Source organism: Priestia sp. TSO9 (assembly GCF_021029645.1).
In the GTDB taxonomy this organism is placed as follows: Bacteria; Bacillota; Bacilli; order Bacillales; family Bacillaceae_H; genus Priestia; species Priestia megaterium_E.
Genome location: NZ_JAJEKD010000016.1, coordinates 262,466 through 285,015, shown reverse-complemented (window position 1 = coordinate 285,015; position 22,550 = coordinate 262,466). Strand labels below are relative to the sequence as shown.

Below are 22,550 nucleotides of genomic sequence, written 5' to 3'. Positions count from 1 at the left end.
TGTAAGGTAATCTAACATCATAAAGAAATAAAAAGTGAAAAAAAAGAGCTATTCGTTTATTAGAAAATAAATGAATAGCTCAATGTTAAAAAAAGTCACATTATCTGTTATTTTTTATATTTCATTAACTTAATATCAATATAAAGAGTCATTTTTTGATTAACGTCCTTTAAGTTAATATCACCAATCTCTGAAATTCGCTTTAATCGATAGCTAAGGGTATTCATATGCACATTTAATTCTTTTGCTGCTTCGTTAATGTTATTATCATTATTTAAAAATACTTCGAGAGTCTCCACCAAGTTGCTATTATGACGAAGATCGTAATCAGTTAGCTTCTTTAAAGAATGGTTTTCAAATTGATCTTGCACGCGCTTTTCTAAAATAACATCAAGAAATTGATAAATACCTAATTCCTGATAGTTAATAATCTCTTTCGTTTCTTCTGGAAACTTACTTTTCATATCTAATACGTTCAAGGCTTCTTTATAACTTTTTTCGATATGATCGTGCGATGAATAAATACTGCTGCAGCTGGCTTTAATTTGAGTAACATCAAAGCGTTCATACATGTTGCCTCTAAAATAGTCTACAAAATCTCGCTGTTCATCAAGAGGGTTTTCAACCGCATCCAAAGAAAGCAGTAAGATTAAGTCATTGCAATCAATCGTATAAAGAACGATTTTTAAGCGATGCATCGTTTTTAGCATATACGAGATTTGACGTTCAGCTTCAGGCGTAATATCTTCTTGGAAGCGGAAGATAGCAATGGAAAACGTTGATGGAGCTGTAATTTGAGCGTCATAAAACGCTTCTGAAATTTCTTGGCGAGACTTAATGTGACCAGTTAATAGTTTCCAGAAAAATTCCTGTGAACGTTCCTCTCGTTTATACTTTCGAATTTGAAGCTGTAGCAATTTATTTTTTAATACATTCGCAGCTTTTTTTAATAGCTCTACTTCTTCGTCGCCTAAGGCTTTCTCAATTTCAACAGCCCAGATGAATCCTAGAACTTCTTCATTTTTCCAGATGGAAATAGCTATACGATCTCCAAGCCCAATTTCATTTATATTTTTCACACGCACAGGTTCACTTGTCTCAAGCAGTTTAGGAATAATGCCTTCTTTCCATAAGTTGTTGATGACCTTTTCCGGAACTCTTCTTCCAATAATCGTGGCAATACGCGCCTGGTCCGTTCTTTCGTCATGGGTGCTATAAGCTAATAAGCGATGATTAGCATCTTCAATGGTAATAGGACAGTTCAATACTTCGCTAATGCGATCAGCGAATTCTTCAAGCGTATCAAAATTTTCCTTGAACGGATCTTTGATTGGTTTCGTCATATATAAAATCCCTCTTTATAAAACAAAATAAGTACTAGTACAGCTTTTTTAACTGCAATAAATATAGTAAAACGGTAACAACCGTGTTGATCATCAATTCATTGAAATGATTAACTGCTTAATATTTTAACAAAAGTACTTGTTTAAGAAAATGTTAAAATGCGTCTAAAGGTAGTTAAGAATGTACGGATGATTAGTAACTGCGTTCATTTCGCTTATTTTATCGAAATTTTCTTCAAAATAATCAATGTTCGGTGAGCATGATTCTTTTCAAATGTGTATAATAAAACGTATGATTATGGTTATATCAAACTTGAATCTGTAACTTTCTTTATGATATGTTCAGTTACGATTAGGTTGACCAATTCATATTACACATGAAGGGAAGAATTTAACATGGCAAAACAACAAATCGGTGTTATCGGTTTAGCGGTTATGGGGAAAAACTTGGCGCTAAACATTGAGAGCAGAGGCTATTCTGTTTCAGTTTATAACCGCTCTCCTGAAAAGACAGAAGAGTTCCTAAAAACAGAAGCAGAAGGTAAAAATTTTGCAGGTACATACAGTGTGGAAGAGTTTATTAATTCTCTTGAAAAACCGCGTAAAATTTTATTAATGGTTAAAGCTGGTGCTGCTACAGATGCAACAATTGATTCGTTAAAACCATACTTAGAAAAAGGCGACATTTTAATCGATGGCGGAAATACATTCTTCCAGGATACAATTCGTCGTAACAAAGAGCTAGAAGAATTAGGTATCCATTTCATCGGTACAGGCGTATCCGGCGGAGAAGAAGGCGCATTAAAAGGACCTTCAATCATGCCTGGCGGACAAAAAGAAGCATATGAACTTGTAAAACCAATCTTAACAGCTATTTCAGCGAAAGTTGAAGGCGATGATTGCTGCACATACATTGGACCAAATGGTGCAGGTCACTACGTAAAAATGGTTCATAACGGCATTGAGTACGGCGATATGCAGTTAATTTGTGAAGCATACTTCATTATGAAAAACGTATTAGGTTTAGAAACAGATGAACTACATGAAGTATTTGCTGAATGGAATAAAGGCGAGCTAGATAGCTACTTAATTGAAATCACAGCAGATATCTTTACGAAAAAAGATGAAGAAACAGGTAAAGCACTTGTAGACGTTATTTTAGACACTGCAGGTCAAAAGGGTACAGGTAAATGGACAAGCCAAAGTGCGCTTGACTTAGGTGTACCACTACCAATCATTACGGAATCTGTATTTGCGCGCTTTATTTCAGCTATGAAAGAAGAACGTGTAAAAGCAAGCAAAGTATTGAGCGGTCCAAATGCAGCTGCATTTGAAGGCGATAAAACCGAATTAGTAGAAGCAATCCGTAAAGCATTGTACATGAGTAAAATTTGTTCATATGCGCAAGGGTTTGCTCAAATGAAAGCAGCTTCTGAAGAATATGACTGGAATTTACAGTACGGTGATATTGCAATGATCTTCCGTGGTGGTTGTATCATCCGTGCACAATTCTTACAAAAAATTAAAGAAGCTTACGATCGCGATGCAGATCTAACAAACTTATTATTAGACCCATACTTCAAGGATATCGTAGAAGGCTATCAGTCGGCTCTTCGTGAAGTTATTTCAATTGCGGTTAAACAAGGTATTCCTGTACCAAGTTTCTCAAGTGCATTAGCTTACTATGACAGCTACCGTACAGAAACGTTACCAGCGAACCTTTTACAAGCGCAACGTGACTACTTCGGAGCTCACACATATCAACGTGTTGATAAAGAGGGCGTATTCCATACTGAGTGGTTAAAATAAAAAACAAGAAAAGCAGCTGTATACTACAGCTGCTTTTTTTATTTACTCTTTAGGGGAGAAGTTGTCTTCTCCGACTGGCCACCAGTGAAAACCGTCTTCAGCAAGCAATGCGTCTGATTCTTTTGGTCCCATGGAACCTGATTCGTAGTTCGGGAAGTTTTGTGCTTTTGTGCTTTCCCATGCTTCTGAAATGGTATCAACAAACTTCCAAGAAAGGGCTACTTCATCCCAGTGAGTAAAGTTCGTTGCATCTCCAAGCATGCAATCGTAAATAAGGCGCTCATAAGCTTCCGGTGTATTCATTTTATCTCCACAGTTATTGCAATAGTTCAAGTTAATTGGTGTGGATGATGTGGCACCTGGCGTTTTACGCGCGTTTAAGTGAAGCGTAATGCCTTCTTCCGGTTGGATATGAATGACAAGCAAGTTTGGATGAATTTCTTTATCTTTATTGAAGTACAGGTTCATTGGTAAGTCTTTGAACTGTACAACAATTGTCGTTGCTTTTTCTTTCATGCGTTTACCTGTACGGATATAAATTGGTACGCCAGCCCATCTGAAGTTATCAATCATAAGCTTACCAGATACAAATGTAGCGGTATTAGACTCAGGATCAACCGAGTTCCCTTCGCGGTAGCCGATCACTTCTTCTCCTTCAAGTACACCTTTGCCATATTGGCCTCGTACAAAATAATCATCTACTTCATCTACTGATAAAGAGCGAAGAGCACGCAATACTTTTACTTTTTCACTGCGAATTTCTTCCGGTGTTAATTTAATTGGCGGTTCCATTGCGAGTAATGCCACCATTTGAAGCATATGGTTTTGTACCATGTCTCGAAGGGCACCTGAAGACTCATAGTAACGGCCACGGTCTTCTACACCAAGCGTCTCGCTAGACGTAATTTGGATGTTTGAAATGTATTGATTGTTCCACATTGGTTCAAATAGAGCATTTGCAAAACGGATAACTTCGATATTTTGCACCATTTCTTTACCGAGGTAGTGGTCGATACGATAAATTTGATCTTCCTTAAATGCATGGCGAATTTGTTCATTTAGTTCTTTAGCAGAAGGATAATCATGGCCAAATGGCTTTTCAATGACTAGGCGACTCCAACCTTCTGTTTGTGTTAAACCTTCATTTTTTAAATTCGAAGCAATTGTTCCGAAAAATTCAGGTGCCATTGCTAGATAAAAAATACGATTTCCAGGCACGTTGTATTGCTCATCAAGGCTTTCTGTTAGGCTTTTTAATTCTTGATAAGAAGCGACATCTGTTACGTCAAACGGTTGGTAATAAAAATGTGAAGCAAACTTTTCAATGTCAGCGTCACTGTTTTTGAAACTGCTCACTGATTTTTTTACATTTTCGCGTAATTCGTCATTAGTCCAAGGTCTTCTTGCGACACCAACAACAGCGAAATCTTCCGATAGTTTGTTCGCTTTATATAAGCGGAAAATAGAGGGGAATAACTTACGTTTTGCTAAATCACCTGTAGCGCCAAAAATTACGATAATGGATTTTGGTTGTACATTTGTCATTACTTCTAGGACCTCACTTTGTCGTAGTTACGTTCAATTTTTTTCCGCTTTAACAGACAACACTAAAATGAAATCTGGGGATTCATTGCCCGTTAAACTCGGCCTTTATAAACAAACGAATGATTGCTTGTTTACCTTTTCCTTTATGTATAGAACTACTAATAAATTGTAACGATTTTAAAGGGTTAACGCAAATAGATTAAAACAATTTGTAGTTATTATTCCATGTTTTTAACAAGTTTAAAAGTATTTTGTTTCGAATACGGAGAAAAAGCTACCGTTATTTTAACAGTAGCTTTTCTCATTTATTTATATTGATACAGGGAACCGATAGATTTTTTTGTTAAAAATGGCAAGTCAGGGCTATCGGCGATGATAAAAATAGGACAGTGCATTAAAAGTGGATGTTTTTCGAAAAAAGAAGCATCAGCGTGATAGATGGACGATAGAATAACAGGGAGCTGTTCTAAAAAGTGAAGGTAGCGTGTAATGGTTTCATCTGTTGATGTATGCGCACCGATGTAATAATACACAGTAAGGGAATAAAAGCCTTTATCAAAGACGAAGGATGCTAAATATTCGTTCCGCTCTTTTTGCATATGATCGTAGGCAAATTCAATGCCGATTTGAATGGAAGGAACAGAAGTGTGTTGACCTGGGAAAACGGTGTATTTTCTTGGTATCATCGGTTCAACGGGTGTAACACCCAGGCTGTAGGTTACATCTATTTGGTGGGGATTGCTAATGATCATATGGAATCCCTCCTTTAATATAAAAATACACTCTTTATAAGTGTATACAAAGTTTCATTGAACATGACAATATTAAAATATGCCCAGGCTCTTAGCATATTTAAAGCAGGCAACGTTTGAGCAGGGGGCAGAGTTTACGATAAAATAACAAAAAAGATTATTATGAGGTGATAAGCGATGAGTATTTTAAAAAATGACTGGGCTCCTTTATTAGAAGAAGAATTTCAAAAAGACTATTACATACAGCTTCGAGAATTTTTAGTGGATGAATATAATCACCACACCATTTACCCTGATAAATATGATATTTTTAATGCTTTACACTATACGGATTATAAAAATGTAAAAGTGGTCATATTGGGACAAGATCCTTATCATGGACCAAATCAAGCGCATGGACTGAGCTTCTCTGTTCAACCAGGAGTAAAAACACCGCCTTCTTTAGTGAATATTTACAAAGAGCTGAAAAATGAAATGGATTATCATATTCCGAATAACGGTTATTTAGTCAAATGGGCAGAACAAGGTGTTCTTTTGCTTAACACTGTTTTAACAGTTAGAAGAGGAGAAGCGAACTCTCACAAAGGAAAAGGGTGGGAACAGCTGACGGACCGCATTATTGAATTAGTGGCACAAAAAGAGGAGCCAGTCGTGTTTTTGCTGTGGGGCAAGCATGCACAAGCTAAAAAAGAGCTTATTCATCATTCGCACCATTTAATTTTGGAAAGCCCGCACCCTAGCCCATTTTCGGCTAATCGAGGCTTTTTTGGCAATAATCACTTTCAACGAGCAAATGAGTTTTTGCTCCAACAAGGACGTCAATCTGTTGATTGGCAAATTGACGATGTGTAAAAGTGAGCATTTCATGAAGATTAGCTTCAGACATAGCCTCCTATTTCATCTTTTGATAAAATAGCTGTATAAAGTCATATTGAATGTAAGATGAGGTGTCTACATGGATATAAAAATGACGCAGCTCCTTGATAAAATTAGTGCAGAAGTACAAAAAGCAAAGCACCATTCGAATAGTGCGAACGTTCGAGATCAATTGGTTGCCATAAAAGCACTGTGTGAGCTTGCATTAGATCAAAATGGAGAGGTTTCAGTATCGAAACCTGTCTCGGTTTCAAAACCTGTTGTAATGTCTTCACCGGAAATTATGCAATCGCCTGAGATTATGCAGCAACAGATTATTCAGTCATCCAAACCTAATTTTGAAGGAACGAAATTGAAATCAGATGATGCAAACGGCGATAGTCTGTTTGATTTCTAAAGTGAGGAGAAAAACATGAAACTATTTTTAATAATCGGTGCAATCAATGCAATGTTAGCGGTTGCTCTTGGTGCTTTTGGAGCGCATGGGTTAGAAGGGAAAATCTCAGAGAAGTATTTAGAGGTATGGAAAACGGGAGTGCAGTACCAAATGTTCCATGCAATGGGGCTGTTTGTCATTGCGTTTCTATTAAGCAAATTTCCTCAATCTTCTTTGTTAACAGCTTCGGGCTGGATTATGTTCGCGGGGATTGTGCTGTTTTCGGGCAGTCTCTATGTATTAAGTACGTCCGGTATTAAAGTTCTCGGCGCGATTACTCCGCTAGGTGGAGTTGCATTTATTGTGGCTTGGATTTTAATTGTTGTTGCAGCTGTAAAATGGCTATAAAAAAACCCCTGAAAAGGGGTTTTTTTAACGCGGAGAATAATTGCTCAACTGCTGGCCTCCACCGCTAAACGGATAGTTATATTTGATTGGACCCTCAAAAGTGATGTAATCGAGATAAACCATAAGTAGTAAATACCGAGTGCCAGTTTGTGGATCACTTAAAATGATATGATCGCGTCCGGCTGCTTCAATTTCCCCTCTAAAGACTTTAGCGTTCCACTGCGTGTTATTTTCAAACGTCATATATACAGTCGCTATTTTCCCTCGATTTAAACGTAAAATATTTTCAATATATGATTCTTCAATGGGCAGTTGATTCGGGTCTTGCGGGGCACCGCTTCCTCCAGAAGAGGTAGGGGGCGGACCTCCTTGTGTTTGCCCTTGAACCTGCTGGCTGCCTGGCTGGGGCTGCTGCGGCTGAGGCATATAATAAGGATAGTTTGGACTCATATACGGATTTTGCATATATTGCTGTTGCGGTTGATTAGACTTTGGTTTTTTCATAGGAACCTCCTTCAAACAAAAAGAAATTAGTAAACTCCTGGACAATCAGCTTGAGTTGGTGCAAAGAAACAGTGAGATTTAAATCGTCCTGTGTTATTTTGGTTATACCATTGAGCAGGACAGTCGCCGCTGGGCTTGAAAAACCACAGTGAGTTTTCTGCGGGGTTAAAACGTTCCCCTCTTAATACACGTCGTGCAAGTGTAATTTCAGACTGGCGGGCACGCTGATAAAAGTAGCCTTTTTGAGTTGCTTCAAATCCGCCTGGGTTTTGAAACACCATCTGACGAATGGTTCTTATATTTCTAAAATCTAAACAGGGAGCTTTAGCGCGGTTCACGCCTACATTTCCTACCAGTAACATCCCTTGTTTTCCTTCACTTTCAGCTTCAGCTCGAATGAGTCTGGCTAGGAGCTTAACATCTTCTTCGTTGTGTGCAACGACTGCCATTATCCCACCTCGCTTACTTGTGACACTGTTGTATATATATGGTCCTGTAAGTGCGAATATGCCATGGCTAGAAAATAAAAAACCTGTTTTCACTTGGAAACAGGTTTTTTAGATAAAGCTCATTGATATTTATTGCTCTAGGCGTTACAAAAGCGATGAGCGCTTTTGCGGCTTAGTTTAAACGTGTAAAAAGCGTGCAATAGCTTCTTCTTTTAATAAATTTCCGACAAAGAAGCTGCCAAATTCCCCGTAGCGAGCACTTACTTCGTCAAAACGCATTTCGTATACTAATTTTTTAAATTGAAGTACGTCATCTGCAAAAAGAGTGACGCCCCACTCGTAATCATCAAAACCAACAGAACCCGTAATGATTTGCTTTACTTTTCCAGCGTATTGACGTCCAATCATTCCATGACTGCGCATTAAGCTGCGTCGCTCTTCCATAGGAAGCATGTACCAATTGTCATTTCCTTGACGACGTTTATCCATTGGATAAAAGCAAACATGACTAGCTTTTGGTAAAGTTGGATATAGTCTAGCTTGGATTTGAGGATTTTCATAAGGATCCTCCCCAGCAGGTAAGTAGTTGCTTAATTCAACTACTGATACGTATGAATAAGTAGGAATGGTAAACTCAGCAAGCTTTGTTTTATTAAATTCTGTTTCAATTTCATTTAGTTCTTCCATAGTAGGACGAACAAGCATTAGCATAAAGTCTGCTTTTTGGCCGATAATGGTATATAAAGCATGACTGCCTTTCTTCTCAGCTTCAGTTCCTTTCCATTTCTCAATCAACCCTAAAAATTCATGGATAGCCGCTTGGCGATCGTCGCTTGATAACTGCTTCCAAGCGCCCCAATCGATTGAACGGAAATCATGAAGTGCATACCAACCGTCTAATGTTTGTGCTGCTTCTGCCATTTCGTTTCACTCCTATTGTCCGATTATGATAAATTCCAATTCTACTATATCATAGTTTGTCCGAAGAACTGGAATGAAAAACCTGTGATTTTGTGACTAAACTTTAAACAATTGTCGCAAAGTAAAAACAGGTTTCATTTTAGGTGTTAGCGGAAAATTAAGAATTAAAAGACTTTTTCGCAATCATGGATTCTTGAAGGACATGCCTTTGATTTTTAAAAAAAGTGGAGTATCCTATTATGAGAAAAGTTTTTTACATATCGAGGAGGATTTACTTTGAGTGATTTATTTACAGGTTTAAAACAAAAAGTATCAGCTAGCGATGTATCAATTGTATTCCCAGAGGGATTAGATGAGCGCGTATTAGGCGCTGTTTCTCGTTTAGCTGCCGACAATATCTTAAAGCCTATCGTTGTTGGAAACAAAGACGCTGTAGCATCAAAAGCAGCAGAACTAAACGTAAAATTAGACGGTGTTGAGGTTTTAGATCCTCAAAGCTACTCTGAATTTGATGAAATGGTAGCAGCGTTTGTTGAGCGTCGTAAAGGTAAGGCAACAGAAGAAGATGCTCGCAAAATTTTATTAGATGAAAACTATTTTGGCACAATGCTTGTTCATATGAACAAAGCTGACGGTCTTGTAAGCGGAGCTGCTCATTCTACAGCAGACACAGTACGTCCGGCTCTACAAATTATCAAAACAAGACAAGGTGTTAAGAAAACATCTGGCGTATTTATTATGGTTCGCGGCGATCAAAAATACGTATTTGCTGACTGTGCAATCAACATCTCACCTGACAGCCAAGATTTAGCTGAAATTGCTATCGAAAGTGCTCGTACAGCTGAAATGTTCGATATCGATCCTCGTGTTGCTATGCTAAGCTTCTCAACAAAAGGATCAGCAAAATCTCCGGAAACAGAAAAGGTAGCAAACGCAGTAGAAATTGCAAAAGAATTAGCACCAAGCGTAACATTAGACGGCGAATTCCAATTCGACGCAGCATTTGTTCCTTCTGTAGCTGAAAAGAAAGCACCAGGTTCAGTGATTAAAGGAGATGCAAATGTATTTGTATTCCCAAGCCTTGAAGCAGGTAACATTGGTTACAAAATTGCACAGCGCCTAGGAAACTTCGAAGCAGTAGGTCCAATCTTACAAGGTTTAAACAAACCGGTAAACGATCTATCTCGCGGTTGTAACGAAGAAGATGTGTACAAGCTTGCTTTAATCACAGCAGCTCAAGCATTGTAATAAAAAAAACTCCGTCCTAGGGCGGAGTTTTTTTTATTCGGCTAATGAACCTAATGCTTTTTCGTTGCGGTCATACATGCGCTGCAGCTGCGTCTCAAACAGCTCTTGTTCGGTAGCATTTAAGGGCATATTCACAAGAGAAGAGCTCATACTATTCAGTGTTTGCAATAAAAGCAGCATGACATCAGATACGGTTAACTCAATCTGTAATAGTTCAGATAGAGAAGCCATTGTGTGAGGCTCGATATTTGGGTATGAAAATTTAGTTTCCGTGTTTTGGAGACCTTTTTTGTAAAACTCTTGAATGAGAGAAGCACGTTTAGAACCGCTTCCTTTAACGCATAAGTAAATTTGTACAGCCACTCCGCCGCGAACGCGTCGCTGTGAAATGCCTGCAAACTTTTGATTGCGAATGCTTAGATCAAAGCTGCCGGGACAATAAGATCCCACGATTTCCTTCGCTTCAATTGCTGTCCCGTAAGATGCAAACATGACCGTAATCAAATCAAACATGGCTTCATATCCACGATCAATATCAATTCCTTTTTCTGCATCAGGAAAAATTAAAGAAATGTTTAGAACATCCTGATCAAGTACGACAGCGAGGCCGCCTGAATTGCGGACGATTGTTTTATATCCATGTTCGTGTAAATAAGCTGCACCTTCAGCTAAATGAGGGAGCTTTGTATCTTGGATCCCTAATACAATCGTATCGTGATGCACCCAAGAGCGCATGACAGCTGGAGATTCACCTCTTCCAACGGTTGTACAAAGCGTGTCATCGATGGCAAAAGAATGACGGGCATCAAAATGAGGACCTAGACTGGATTGATCAATAATACGCCAAGCGGGCTGTGCTAAAAGCTTTAAACTATTCTGCTGCATATCTCAAACCCCTTTATAAACAGTAAACGAACATATTATAGCATAAAGGCGTCGTGTCATTGGCTGTAAAATAGAAAAAGAAGAAAGAAGAGCCAAGTTTGACATCCCTCTTTCTTCGTTCATGTAGCTTATTCAGCCATTTTCTCAAGATTTCCGTTACGATCCATCTTAAACGTAGTAGAAGAACGTTCTTCTTCATCGAATAGAGCTAACTTTCGCGCACGGTTCATGATTTGCATTAATGTTTCATAGTCTTCTTGAATAGTAGTAGCATTTGCCTCGAGATGTTTGATTTGTTTCTCCAACTCTGTGTTTTTCTTAGCTAATTCTGTATTTTCTTGCATCAAGCGTTTGTTTTCGCTTTGCAATGCCTGTAAATTGCTCGCTTGATTTGGCATTGTTTGCAAAAAGCGAATAACGTCAGCCATTGAAAGCTCTTCACTGCTGCTTGTTTCTACTTGTGTTTCAGATAAGCTATATGTTGCTGTAGGTGCAGACATCATTTGTTCCACATGCTCTACAGATGCTGGTGGCGTATATAATAATTTCTTTTTGCCTTGCTCTTGTCCAAGTGCACGCATGCGCTGTTTTCGCTGTTTTTTTGCTAGCTGAAGTGCTTTTTCATACTGATGGCGTACGACAGCATTCCATCTGAATCCACATGCTGCTGAAGTGCGATTTAATTCATCTCCAACTTCTTCAAACGCATTCAGCTGCGTACTTCCTTCGCGGACATGGCGCAATACTGTTTCAGCTAATAATAAGTCGTTTTCTTCTGTCCAAGCATCTTGTCTATCTTTCACTTTGTTCACTCCTCTATTTTCCATGACTCATAGTAATCATGTTTTGTAGTATCATCATGTACAAAAAATCCATACTTTATACCATTTCTTCTAGGAGTATGATAGATTTTGCTTCCTTCTTTAACTTGCATCGGACTTCAAATAGGGGTAAAATACCCCTTAGACAAAATGATGAACCAATTTTGAAAGGATTGTGTCAACATGGCAAATGAATTTAGAATTTGTGATGATTGTCAGGCAACAAACGTCAAAACGTTGTTACCTCGACTTAAAAAAATAGATGAACAAGCTGAAGTACAAATCGGCTGCCAGTCTTACTGTGGACCCGGACGTAAAAAGTCATTTGCATTTGTAAACAACCGTCCTGTAGCAGCGCCAACAGAGGATGAATTAATCGAGAAGATTGAGAAAAAAGTAAAAAAATAGATAGTGAAACAATAAATAGCTGCTTTTCTGCTACTTATTTGTCGAACGAGCTTCTTACAAACAGAATCGCCTTGTTTGTTAGGTAAATCACCTTGGTTGCTTGACAAGGTGATTTTTTATTCTGAATAGGAAAATAGGAAGTGAGTGTCGAAAAATTATAGCAACAACAAAGTGAAGATAGAGAGGTATGTAAATGACATATCCTAATGAAAAACTCAGTGAAGAAAAAGTATTTAAAGATCCTGTTCACCGCTATATCCATGTAAGAGATCGTGTTATTTGGGAGCTAATTGGGACAGCCGAATTTCAAAGGCTGCGTCGTATTAGACAGCTAGGAACGACATACTTAACGTTTCATGGGGCTGAGCACAGCCGTTTTAGTCATTCCTTGGGTGTTTATGAAATTGTGCGCCGTATTATTGATGACGGTTTTCAAGGACGCCCTGAATGGAATGAAGATGAGCGTCTTCTTTGTCTTTGTGCTGCTTTACTGCACGATTTAGGTCACGGTCCGTTTTCACATTCGTTTGAGAAGGTTTTCCACTTAGACCATGAAGAGTTTACACAAGCCATTATCGTAGGTGACACAGAGGTAAATCAAGTGTTAACCAAAGTAGGAAAGGATTTTCCTAAAAAAGTAGCTGAAGTAATCGCGAAAACATATGAAAATAAGCTTGTCGTTAGTTTGATTTCCAGTCAAATTGATGCAGATCGCATGGATTATTTACAGCGTGATGCGTATTACACAGGAGTAAGCTACGGTCACTTTGATATGGAACGAATTCTGCGCGTTATGCGTCCTAGGGAAGACCAAGCCGTGATTAAACACAGCGGTATGCATGCGGTGGAAGATTATATTATGAGCCGCTATCAAATGTACTGGCAAGTGTATTTTCATCCTGTTACGAGAAGTGCTGAAGTGATTTTGACAAAAATTTTACATCGTGCAAAAGAGCTCCATCATCATTACTATGAGTTCAAGCAGGAGCCAACTCATTTTTATTCGATTTTTGAAGAAGAGATATCGCTAAAAGAGTATTTGAAATTAGATGAATCTGTGATTTTATTTTATTTTCAAGCGTGGGAAGAAGAAGAGGATGAAATTTTATCTGATCTATGCCGAAGATTTATGAATCGTCAGCTTTTTAAATACATTGAGTTTAATCCGAATTCACAAATGAAGATGTGGATGGAGCTTACAACATTATTTAAAAAAGCGGGTATTAACCCAGATTATTATTTAGTCGTCGATTCTTCAAGCGACTTACCATACGATTTTTATCGACCGGGTGAAGAGGAAGAACGCTTGCCGATTCATCTGTTGATGCCAAATAATGAAGTGCGTGAATTATCACGTCAGTCGGAGATTGTTGAAGCAATTTCAGGGAAAAAGAGAACCGATCATAAATTATATTTTCCACAAGATCTCATTGATCAATTGTCGTCTAAGCGAAAAGTTAAAGATCAGATTATAAACTTACTAAAAGGAGATCAGAGTTAAATAGTATAGGAGTTGAAGGGGCTGTGTTAAACGATCACGCAAAGATTGTGAAAGTATTTTCCGCGGCGGGAGAAGTTGTTGGCAGAAAAAAGTTACAAAAGATGATATTTATCGGAAAAAAGCTGAAGTTTCCTTTTTATGAAAAGTATAATTTTCACTTTTTTGGACCTTATTCTGAGGAATTAACGCTTCGAATTGAAGAGCTGTGTAACTTAGGCTTTTTAAGTGAAATTAAAGAGAAAAAAGGCGGGTATATGCAGTATCGCTACGTATTAACAGAAGCGGGGGAAGGATTTCTAAGCCACTATGATTTAGAACTTCCTCACTTGCAGGAATGTATGAAGGATATGAACGAACAAAGCTCGAAATTTTTGGAGCTTGTCTCTACGATTTTATATTTCGATAATTTACCGAAAGAAGAAGTAAAAGAAAAAGTGTTTACGCTAAAGCGTAAGCAAAATTATACAGAAGAAGACATTTCAGAAGCATACAAATATATTGAAAAACTTCAGGCAACGCTGTCTATCCATTAAAAAAATGCCATAGGTTCACTCCTATGGCATCTTTTTTATGTAGGCGTTATTGATCGCTCATGCGCTTGCCCGCTACAGCGTAATGGTTTTTAGACATTTCTTCAATGATAATAGATACTTTTTCAGGTGCTGCACCTGTTGTTTCCACAACAGCATCCGTTACTTTTTCAACAAGAGCTCTTTTTTGATCATCTGTACGGCCCTCAAGCATTTTAACAGTTACAACTGGCATAATGTGTACACTCCTTTTTGATCATTATATGATTAGTGTACCCGTTTTCTGAATAAAATGACAGTATGAGATAGTGATGGAGGACATAATCTGTAGTATACTTTTATAATAACATCGATATAAAAAACTAGGTGTGCCCAAAGGAACCTTATCGCTGGTTTTTGAGAACTTTTAGGGCATATTTGAAGAAACCTTGTATCCTTCTTACCGCAAAAAAAGATTCATTTAGTAGATGTGATAGATAGAAATTACTTTAAAATAAAGGAGATAAAGAGTGGAACATTTTTTAGCTTTTTCATTGCAAGACCTTCCTTACGTGGTAATGACGCTTATTGTTGCATTCACGCTGCATGAGTTTGCACATGCGTATGTAGCTTATTTATTTGGAGACCACACAGCTAAAAAGCAAGGAAGGCTAACGCTTTCTCCGCTGGCTCATTTAGATCCATTTGGAACGCTTTTGTTAATTATCGCAGGTTTTGGGTGGGCGAAGCCGGTTCCTGTTAATCGCTATTTCTTTAAAAAGCCTCGTTTAGCTGGTATTCTAGTATCGATAGCGGGACCGTTTAGCAACTTGGTGTTGGCATTTATCGGCTTGCTTATTTACTATTTGATGAATAACGCCGCAGTGGACAACGATGCGCTTTATCGTTTTGTTACATTATTTATTCAAATAAACCTAACACTAGGTGTATTTAACTTGTTGCCTTTTCCGCCTTTAGACGGCTACCGCGTGATTGAAGATCTCGTTCCGCCGTCCACGCGAGCTAAAATGACGCAGTATGAGTCTTGGGGCATTTTTGTATTTTTAATTCTTGTGATTACACCTCTGGATCGCATTGTGATCTGGCCGCTTTTAAACGGAGCAGCAACGTTTGTTATGAATATCTTTCAGCAGATATTAGCACCACTGATTTAATGAATAGAGGAGGCTTACTATGACTCAGCCAAAAAAGAAAAGTATAGGATTTAATATCATAAAAGACGATTCAACCGACGGCCACGGCGGTTACGGGGTTGGAGCGTTAAGTTTAGAAAACATTTCACCCGTTTTTGTTTGTCCGAGCGACGAAGAAGTATTTGTGGATATCGGTGCGATGCATGCAAGAAGTGTAGTGGAAAAAGGAATTAAGTTCTTACCGAATAAAGACGAGGTGCCAAACGGCAAGTTATATTGGCTTGTGTGGGTAACGATTGATCGCAAGCAAGAAGGACCTTACTACGCAGGTATGACAGCATGTGAAATGACCGTTGATCGTGAAATTCGCCGCGGCTATAAGTCACTTCCTGAACACGTAAATAAAATGGATAAATCCTTAAAACGACGCATTATGGTAGAAGAAATGGATAACAAGTCTAAGGATTTGCTTCGTGAGTTTTTGAAGTCTCATAATGAAGAAGTTTGGACGTTATCTAATGATGACTTAAAAGAAGCGCTTCAAACATCGTAATGCTAAAAAAAGCTTAAGGCCTTGGGGACTGACCCCTTGGCCTTAAGCTTTTTTTTAATCAAACCATTTGGGTAACCAGTGAAACTTTTTATCTTCTGTTTCACGCTCTTTTTTCTTTGTTTTTGCTGCATGATCGATGTGATCAGTACAATATGTTTTTGGCTGTGTTCCAGTTAAATAATAAGCTTTATATTGAACAGGGCATGATTTGGATGCTAACTTTCCATTTTGAGGATTAATGTTTACGCTCATTAATCCGTTTGGTGCTTTAAACTTTTCTTTTTTCTTCCCTTTTAAAGCATCTTCCATAAATAATGCCCACATTTTTTTGGCGTATCCTTTTTCAGCTACATCATCCATTGTCCTTCCTTGATCATATCCAACCCAAACGCCTGAAACGAGCTGAGGAGAGTAGCCAATCATCCAGCTGTCTGTGGAGGTTGTGCCGGATTTTCCTGCATAAGGACGAGATACATATTTAGAAATAGGCTTTCCTGTGACGGTTGTATAGCCATTTAGCTTTTGATTAAACATGCCTGTCATTAAATGAGTAGTAAGAAAAGCATAGCGCTTATCAATGACTTGTTTCCGTTCCGAAGGAGCTTGATAAACAACTTCTCCGTCATGGGTTTCAATTCGTTTAATAAATGTTGGACGAATTTCTTTTCCGCCATTAGCAAAGATGCCGTACGCATTAACCATATCAATGACTTTGACAGGTGAAGTTCCAAGAGCTAAAGATGGAACTTTCTTTAAAGGTGATGATATTCCAAGTGTTTTAGCGGTTTCAATCAAGCGGTTTTCCCCAATAAACAAATGCGTTTTTACGGCATAAATATTGTCTGAAAGTGCGATGGCTTGAGCCATTGTAATAGGAGCATCTGCATAATAATTGTGATAGTTACTAGGCGTGTATGTCGAAACGCCATCTTCCAATTTGAACGTCGTTTCTTCACTTTTCATTGGAGTAGATTCAGTAAAACCGTCTTTTAACGCCGCATAGTATAAAAATGGCTTCATCGTTGAGCCAGGCTGTCTTATTGCTTGAGTCGCGCGATTAAACGGGCTCTTTTCATAATCTCTTCCACCAATAAGAGCTTTCACTTGTCCATTTTTAGGATTCATCGCAACAAATGCACTTTGTACGTCTGAAGAGCTGCTGATAACATCCTTCATTTTTTCTTCTGCCGTTCGCTGCATCTTTTCATCCAGCGTTGTATAAACGCGAAGTCCATTTGTATAAATCATGGTTTCATCAATGCCTAAATCTTGCTTTAATTCTGCTAGCGCTGCATCCATAAAGTAAGAAGCATCTTCTTTATTAGGATCTTTTTCAGCAGGCTTTGCGAATGCTAGAGGTGTTACAAGCGCTTTTGTTGCTTGCTTAGCTGTAATAATTCCATCCTCTTTCATGAGAGATAAAATGATATTTTGTCGTTTTTTTGCATTTTCTTGATGAATAAGAGGAGAGTAGTAGCTAGGGCCTTTTGGAATACCTGCTAACATACTCGCTTCACTTAACGTCAAATTTTTGGCATGCTTATCAAAATAAAGCCTAGCTGCCGCTTCAATTCCATAAGCTCCATGGCCGTAGTAAATCGTATTCATGTAGCCTTCTAGAATTTCATCTTTGCTATAATTCATTTCTAACCGAATTGTGTACAGAGCTTCTTGAAGCTTTCGAGTCCACGTTTTGTCGTGCTCTAGAAACAAGTTTCGTGCATACTGCTGAGTAATGGTACTCGCACCCTGTACTTTTCCCATAGCTTTTATATCAGCTACAATTGCTCCGGCGATTCGATGCATATCAAAGCCGTGATGCTCATAGAAGCGCTTATCTTCAACCGCTAAAGTCGCATCTTTTACGTAAGGTGAAATTTGATTAAGTGAAACCCAGTAGCGCTTTTGTCCATTGTGAACTTCATCAAGAACTTTACCGTTTGCTGAGTAGAAAACAGCTGTTTGAGAAACGTTTAGCGGAGGGGGGCCAGAGATTTTGGCGTAGAGAAAGATGCTTATGTAGGCAAACAACAATAAAGCCCCCGCTAATATACCAAGGACGAGAAGAATTCGGAAGATGCGTCTTGCCTTTTTTAAATGTTCGGTTAATACCGTTTCCATTTCTATTCACCACCAATATGTGTCACTATGCACCATACATGTTGTTTTCAATACAACAAAATTCTATTAAAAGAGCGGTGCAAGTAGATTCTAAAGCTTGTATCTATCATCAGTATGAAATAGAAAAGGAGGTTTTAAACCTCCATTGCTAAAAATTTTACTTGCTTTTTTGCTGAATTCATCTATACTTTTTTCATGTTTGTATAAATTATGTTAGGGTAATCTATGCATAGGTTAATTCTCAAAATAGAAGGGAAGAGTTTGAAATGGAATTATGGTTCACAGAAAAGCAAACAAAGAACTTTGGTATTACAGCTAAAATTAATCGCACTTTACATACAGAGCAAACGGAGTTTCAAAAATTAGACATGGTTGAAACAGAAGAGTTTGGTAACATGCTCCTACTTGACGGTATGGTTATGACAACGGAAAAAGATGAGTTCGTTTATCATGAAATGGTTGCGCATGTACCGTTATTTACGCATCCAAATCCAGAAAACGTACTAGTTGTAGGTGGAGGAGATGGAGGCGTAATCCGTGAAATCTTAAAACACCCAAGCGTAAAAAAAGCGACGTTAGTTGATATCGATGGAAAAGTTATTGAGTACTCAAAAAAATTCTTACCTTCAATTGCGGGCAAACTAGAAGATCCTCGTGTTGATGTACAAGTAGATGACGGATTTATGCACATCGCTAAAAGCGAGAACGAATACGATGTCATTTTAGTGGATTCAACAGAGCCAGTAGGTCCAGCTGTGAATTTATTTACAAAAGGATTCTATGCAGGTATCTCAAAAGCACTTAAAGAAGATGGTATCTTTGTTGCTCAATCGGACAACCCTTGGTTTACGCCAGAACTTATCTCAAATGTTCAGCGTGACGTAAGAGAAATCTTCCCGATTACACGTCTATACGTAGCAAATATTCCAACGTATCCAAGCGGTTTATGGACATTTACAATGGGTTCAAAGAAACATGATCCATTAGAAGTAAGTGAAGATCGTTTCTTCGATATTGATACAAAGTATTACACAAAAGAATTGCATAAAGCCGCATTTGCTTTACCAAAATTTGTGCAAGATCTTATTAAATAAGTTATCACATACAAGTGAGGTGCCAGAGGTTTAAGGCTGGCATCTTTTCTATGAACAATGAAGGAGGAACAAAATATGCGTTTTGATGAAGCTTATTCAGGTAATGTATTTATCGGCAGTCACCCTGTTTTTGAAGAAAGTGAAGCGGTTCTTTATGGAATGCCAATGGACTGGACAGTTAGCTATCGTCCAGGTTCACGATTTGGCCCAACTCGTATTCGTGAAGTATCAATTGGATTAGAAGAATACAGCCCGTATTTAGATCGAGAGCTAGAGGAAGTAAAATATTTTGATGCAGGAGATATTCCACTTCCATTTGGGAATCCTCAGCGCAGCTTAAATATGATTGAAGAGTATATCGACCAGCTTTTAGCAGCAGACAAGTTCCCATTAGGTATGGGCGGAGAGCATTTGGTTTCTTGGCCTGTTATGAAAGCTATGTATAAAAAATACCCGGATTTGGCCATTATCCATATGGATGCTCATACAGACCTTCGTGAAGAGTATGAAGGAGAACCACTTTCTCATTCCACTCCAATTCGTAAAGTTGCAGAACTAATCGGACCAGAGAATGTTTATTCATTTGGTATTCGTTCAGGAATGAAAGAAGAATTTCAATGGGCAAAAGAAAACGGCATGCACATTTCAAAATTTGAAGTTCTAGAGCCGTTAAAAGAGATTCTACCAACACTTGCAGGTCGTCCTGTTTATGTAACAATTGATATCGATGTATTAGATCCAGCGCACGCTCCTGGTACAGGAACAGTAGATGCAGGCGGTATCACATCAAAAGAGCTTTTAGCTTCTATTCACGCAATTGCTAAATCAGATCTTCGCATTGTCGGAGGAGATTTAGTAGAAGTAGCTCCAATTTATGATCCCTCTGAACAAACCGCTAATACAGCAAGCAAGCTTATTCGCGAAATGATCTTAGGCTGGGTACAAAAGAAATAAATAAAGTAAAAGGCGGCCGCTGTGGCTGCCTTTTTTATTTGGAATATGTGAATGCGTCACGTACTGTCAAAAGGTGAATTCTCGGCGTATCTATCATATTTCCTTTGAAGTATTATTGAATTCTTTCTTTAGAATGTTTATACTATTTAAGTTATAACGTATTCATTTTAATAAGGAAGTGTCTTTTGTGAGTAACGCTTCAGAAGTCAAGAAACCCATTGAAGTTAAAATTGTGACGGATATCCGCGATGGTCACCGAAAAGAGACAACATCGGTAAATGCAAAAGGTATGTATTATGAAAAAGGATCGAAAATTTATCTTACATACACAGAGCGCCAAGAGGAAATCGGAGATATTAGAACAGTGGTGAAAATTAGCGAAGATGAAGTATCAATTAATCGAACCGGTGCTGTTCAAATGAAGCAATCGTTTCGTAAAAAGGTACAGATCGAAGGAACTTATATAAGCCCTTATGGACGTATGGATTTACTAACATTCGCTCATAACATTGAATATAAACAAATGACTCAAAAGGGTCGATTATTTTTAACGTATGATCTAGAAGTACAGGGTCAGCCTACCGGGAAATATGCGTTAACCATTACATTCAAGGAGGAGAAAAAATGAACATCGTCGAACAAGTGCAGCAAAAATTAAAAGCTGAAATTCAAGATGCTGTGGTCAAAGCAGGACTTGCTGAAAAAGCAGAACTTCCAGAAGTTCTATTAGAAACCCCAAAAGATAAAACACATGGTGATTATTCTACCAATATGGCTATGCAGCTAGCTCGTATTGCCAAAAAAGCCCCGCGTGTTATCGCTGAAGAGCTTGTAGCAAACTTCGATAAATCAAAAGCATCTATCGAGAAAATTGACATTGCAGGCCCTGGATTCATCAACTTTTATATGAATAACTCTTATTTAACAGAGCTTATTCCAACGATTGTAAAAGCTGGTGAAGCGTATGGTCAAACAAACGTAGGGAACGGACAAAAAGTACAGGTTGAGTTTGTTTCAGCTAATCCGACAGGGGATTTACATTTAGGACATGCCCGCGGTGCTGCAGTTGGAGATTCATTATGTAATGTTCTTGAAAAAGCAGGTTACGATGTGTCACGTGAATACTATATCAATGATGCTGGTAACCAAATTAATAACCTGGCTTACTCAGTAGAAGCACGCTACATGCAGGCTCTTGGTTTAGAGAAAGAAATGCCTGCAGACGGCTATCATGGTGCTGACATTATAAACATCGGAAAAGAGCTAGCAAAAGAGCACGGAGACAAGTATGTAAATGCCTCTGAAGAAGAGCGTTTTGAATTCTTCCGTCAATACGGGTTAGATTACGAGTTAGCTAAATTAAAGCGTGATCTTGAACAGTTCCGTGTGAAATTTGACGTATGGTATTCTGAAACGTCTCTTTATAAAAATGATAAAATCTCAGTCGCACTTGAAACGCTGAAAAAACAAGGCCATGTATATGAAGAAGAAGGTGCTACGTGGTTCCGTTCTACGACATTTGGTGATGATAAAGACCGTGTGTTAATTAAAAATGATGGTTCATTTACGTACTTAACACCAGATATTGCGTATCACCAAGACAAAATTCAACGCGGATTTGATAAGCTAATTAACATTTGGGGAGCCGACCACCATGGCTATATTCCTCGTATGAAAGCGGCGATTCAAGCGCTTGGTTATGAAAAAGATACGCTTGAAGTAGAAATCATTCAAATGGTTCAACTGTATCAAAATGGTGAAAAAATGAAGATGAGCAAACGTACAGGTAAAGCAGTAACAATGCGTGATCTAGTAGAAGAGGTAGGCCTTGATGCAACTCGCTACTTCTTTGCGATGAGAAGTGCGGATACACATTTAGACTTTGATTTAGATTTAGCTGTTTCTCAATCTAATGAAAATCCTGTATACTACGCGCAATATGCTCATGCCCGTATTTGCAGTATTCTTCGTCAAGGTGAAGAGATGGGGATTCAATCAACATCTGGCGCTGACCTTTCATTAATTAGTGCAGAAAAAGAAATGGAACTGCTGAAGAAAATCGGAGAGTTCCCTCAGGCCGTAGCGGAAGCAGCAACAAAACGTATTCCGCACCGCATTACAAACTATGTATTTGATCTTGCTTCTACGTTCCATAGCTTCTATAATGCAGAAAAAGTATTAGACAGCGATAATGTAGAAACAAGTAAAGCGCGTATTGAACTAGTGAAAGCTGTTCAAGTAACGCTTCAAAACTCCTTAAAACTAATTGGTGTTTCAGCACCTGAAAAAATGTAACAAAAAAAAAGAGCCTCTTGGCTC

General features: G+C 38.3%; 24 protein-coding genes. 14 read left to right on the top strand and 10 right to left on the bottom strand.

Annotation, left to right across the window (positions count from 1 at the left end):
- Positions 1-107: 107 nt before the first annotated feature.
- A complete protein-coding gene (locus tag LJC66_RS26355; protein WP_195695662.1) occupies positions 108-1,343 on the bottom strand; it encodes a PucR family transcriptional regulator in 1,236 nt (411 codons plus the stop codon).
- A gap of 396 nt (positions 1,344-1,739) precedes the next feature.
- Here LJC66_RS26355 and gndA point away from each other — a divergent pair, with 396 nt between their 5' ends.
- Entirely contained in the window at positions 1,740-3,152 is a 1,413-nt protein-coding gene (gene gndA / locus LJC66_RS26350; RefSeq protein ID WP_013059861.1) for an NADP-dependent phosphogluconate dehydrogenase, read from the top strand.
- A gap of 42 nt (positions 3,153-3,194) precedes the next feature.
- On the opposite strand, the gene zwf is transcribed toward gndA, so the two are convergent.
- Both zwf and LJC66_RS26340 read right to left on the bottom strand, forming a co-directional pair.
- The gene (zwf, locus tag LJC66_RS26345; RefSeq protein WP_013085508.1) at positions 3,195-4,697 is read right to left on the bottom strand and encodes a glucose-6-phosphate dehydrogenase; all 1,503 of its coding nucleotides are present in this window, start codon (positions 4,695-4,697) and stop codon (positions 3,195-3,197) included.
- Positions 4,698-5,002: 305 nt separating this feature from the next.
- Positions 5,003-5,449, bottom strand: a complete 447-nt coding sequence (locus tag LJC66_RS26340) for a staygreen family protein (protein WP_075421471.1) — start codon at positions 5,447-5,449, stop codon at positions 5,003-5,005.
- Between the two features lie 177 nt (positions 5,450-5,626).
- Between LJC66_RS26340 and LJC66_RS26335 the strand changes: the two genes are divergently transcribed.
- The 3 genes from LJC66_RS26335 (at position 5,627) to LJC66_RS26325 (ending at position 7,109) form a co-directional block, all read left to right on the top strand.
- Entirely contained in the window at positions 5,627-6,301 is a 675-nt protein-coding gene (locus LJC66_RS26335; RefSeq protein WP_195695663.1) for a uracil-DNA glycosylase, read from the top strand.
- Between the two features lie 103 nt (positions 6,302-6,404).
- Entirely contained in the window at positions 6,405-6,722 is a 318-nt protein-coding gene (locus LJC66_RS26330) for a YwdI family protein (RefSeq protein WP_075421472.1), read from the top strand.
- A 15-nt stretch (positions 6,723-6,737) separates the two neighbouring features.
- On the top strand, positions 6,738-7,109 hold the full coding sequence (locus tag LJC66_RS26325) for a DUF423 domain-containing protein (protein WP_013059856.1): 372 nt from the start codon (positions 6,738-6,740) through the stop codon (positions 7,107-7,109).
- 24 nt (positions 7,110-7,133) lie between these two features.
- On the opposite strand, the gene gerQ is transcribed toward LJC66_RS26325, so the two are convergent.
- The 3 genes from gerQ to hemQ all read right to left on the bottom strand — a co-directional run bounded on the left by gerQ (position 7,134) and on the right by hemQ (position 8,983).
- Positions 7,134-7,613, bottom strand: a complete 480-nt coding sequence (gerQ, locus tag LJC66_RS26320) for a spore coat protein GerQ (RefSeq protein ID WP_195695664.1) — start codon at positions 7,611-7,613, stop codon at positions 7,134-7,136.
- Positions 7,614-7,639: 26 nt separating this feature from the next.
- Complete coding sequence (locus LJC66_RS26315; RefSeq protein WP_016765947.1) at positions 7,640-8,062, bottom strand: cell wall hydrolase; 423 nt, start codon at positions 8,060-8,062, stop codon at positions 7,640-7,642.
- Between the two features lie 177 nt (positions 8,063-8,239).
- A complete protein-coding gene (gene hemQ / locus LJC66_RS26310) occupies positions 8,240-8,983 on the bottom strand; it encodes a hydrogen peroxide-dependent heme synthase (RefSeq protein ID WP_195695665.1) in 744 nt (247 codons plus the stop codon).
- A 276-nt stretch (positions 8,984-9,259) separates the two neighbouring features.
- On the opposite strand from hemQ, the gene pta reads away from it, so the two are divergent.
- Complete coding sequence (pta, locus tag LJC66_RS26305) at positions 9,260-10,231, top strand: phosphate acetyltransferase (protein WP_013059853.1); 972 nt, start codon at positions 9,260-9,262, stop codon at positions 10,229-10,231.
- 33 nt (positions 10,232-10,264) lie between these two features.
- Here the strand turns inward: pta and lipL are convergent, their stop codons facing one another.
- On the bottom strand, positions 10,265-11,116 hold the full coding sequence (lipL, locus tag LJC66_RS26300; protein ID WP_230933819.1) for an octanoyl-[GcvH]:protein N-octanoyltransferase: 852 nt from the start codon (positions 11,114-11,116) through the stop codon (positions 10,265-10,267).
- Between the two features lie 128 nt (positions 11,117-11,244).
- Positions 11,245-11,919 carry an RsfA family transcriptional regulator gene (locus tag LJC66_RS26295; RefSeq protein WP_121946169.1) on the bottom strand — a complete coding sequence of 225 codons (675 nt, stop codon included), beginning with the start codon at positions 11,917-11,919 and terminating at the stop codon, positions 11,245-11,247.
- 201 nt (positions 11,920-12,120) lie between these two features.
- On the opposite strand from LJC66_RS26295, the gene LJC66_RS26290 reads away from it, so the two are divergent.
- The 3 genes from LJC66_RS26290 (at position 12,121) to LJC66_RS26280 (ending at position 14,379) form a co-directional block, all read left to right on the top strand.
- Complete coding sequence (locus LJC66_RS26290; RefSeq protein ID WP_013059850.1) at positions 12,121-12,345, top strand: YuzB family protein; 225 nt, start codon at positions 12,121-12,123, stop codon at positions 12,343-12,345.
- A gap of 193 nt (positions 12,346-12,538) precedes the next feature.
- Positions 12,539-13,846: an HD domain-containing protein gene (locus LJC66_RS26285; protein ID WP_013059849.1), complete on the top strand. Its 1,308-nt coding sequence runs from the start codon at positions 12,539-12,541 to the stop codon at positions 13,844-13,846.
- Positions 13,847-13,869: 23 nt separating this feature from the next.
- A complete protein-coding gene (locus LJC66_RS26280) occupies positions 13,870-14,379 on the top strand; it encodes a YwgA family protein (protein ID WP_230933818.1) in 510 nt (169 codons plus the stop codon).
- Between the two features lie 46 nt (positions 14,380-14,425).
- Here LJC66_RS26280 and LJC66_RS26275 read toward each other — a convergent pair whose 3' ends face one another.
- Positions 14,426-14,611, bottom strand: coding sequence for a 2-hydroxymuconate tautomerase (locus LJC66_RS26275; RefSeq protein WP_013059847.1), 186 nt, complete (start codon positions 14,609-14,611; stop codon positions 14,426-14,428).
- Positions 14,612-14,885: 274 nt separating this feature from the next.
- Between LJC66_RS26275 and LJC66_RS26270 the strand changes: the two genes are divergently transcribed.
- Both LJC66_RS26270 and LJC66_RS26265 read left to right on the top strand, forming a co-directional pair.
- Positions 14,886-15,530: a site-2 protease family protein gene (locus LJC66_RS26270; RefSeq protein WP_016765944.1), complete on the top strand. Its 645-nt coding sequence runs from the start codon at positions 14,886-14,888 to the stop codon at positions 15,528-15,530.
- Positions 15,531-15,549: 19 nt separating this feature from the next.
- On the top strand, positions 15,550-16,062 hold the full coding sequence (locus tag LJC66_RS26265; RefSeq protein ID WP_025752469.1) for a YwhD family protein: 513 nt from the start codon (positions 15,550-15,552) through the stop codon (positions 16,060-16,062).
- Positions 16,063-16,116: 54 nt separating this feature from the next.
- On the opposite strand, the gene LJC66_RS26260 is transcribed toward LJC66_RS26265, so the two are convergent.
- A complete protein-coding gene (locus tag LJC66_RS26260; RefSeq protein ID WP_050690837.1) occupies positions 16,117-18,183 on the bottom strand; it encodes a transglycosylase domain-containing protein in 2,067 nt (688 codons plus the stop codon).
- A 266-nt stretch (positions 18,184-18,449) separates the two neighbouring features.
- Here LJC66_RS26260 and speE point away from each other — a divergent pair, with 266 nt between their 5' ends.
- The 4 genes from speE (at position 18,450) to argS (ending at position 22,526) form a co-directional block, all read left to right on the top strand.
- The gene (gene speE / locus LJC66_RS26255) at positions 18,450-19,277 is read left to right on the top strand and encodes a spermidine synthase (protein WP_013059843.1); all 828 of its coding nucleotides are present in this window, start codon (positions 18,450-18,452) and stop codon (positions 19,275-19,277) included.
- A gap of 75 nt (positions 19,278-19,352) precedes the next feature.
- The gene (speB, locus tag LJC66_RS26250) at positions 19,353-20,231 is read left to right on the top strand and encodes an agmatinase (protein ID WP_013059842.1); all 879 of its coding nucleotides are present in this window, start codon (positions 19,353-19,355) and stop codon (positions 20,229-20,231) included.
- Positions 20,232-20,418: 187 nt separating this feature from the next.
- Positions 20,419-20,859, top strand: a complete 441-nt coding sequence (locus LJC66_RS26245; protein WP_230933817.1) for a YwiB family protein — start codon at positions 20,419-20,421, stop codon at positions 20,857-20,859.
- Positions 20,856-22,526 carry an arginine--tRNA ligase gene (argS, locus tag LJC66_RS26240; RefSeq protein ID WP_014457737.1) on the top strand — a complete coding sequence of 557 codons (1,671 nt, stop codon included), beginning with the start codon at positions 20,856-20,858 and terminating at the stop codon, positions 22,524-22,526. Before LJC66_RS26245 ends, argS begins: the two co-directional genes overlap by 4 nt.
- Positions 22,527-22,550: the final 24 nt, after the last annotated feature.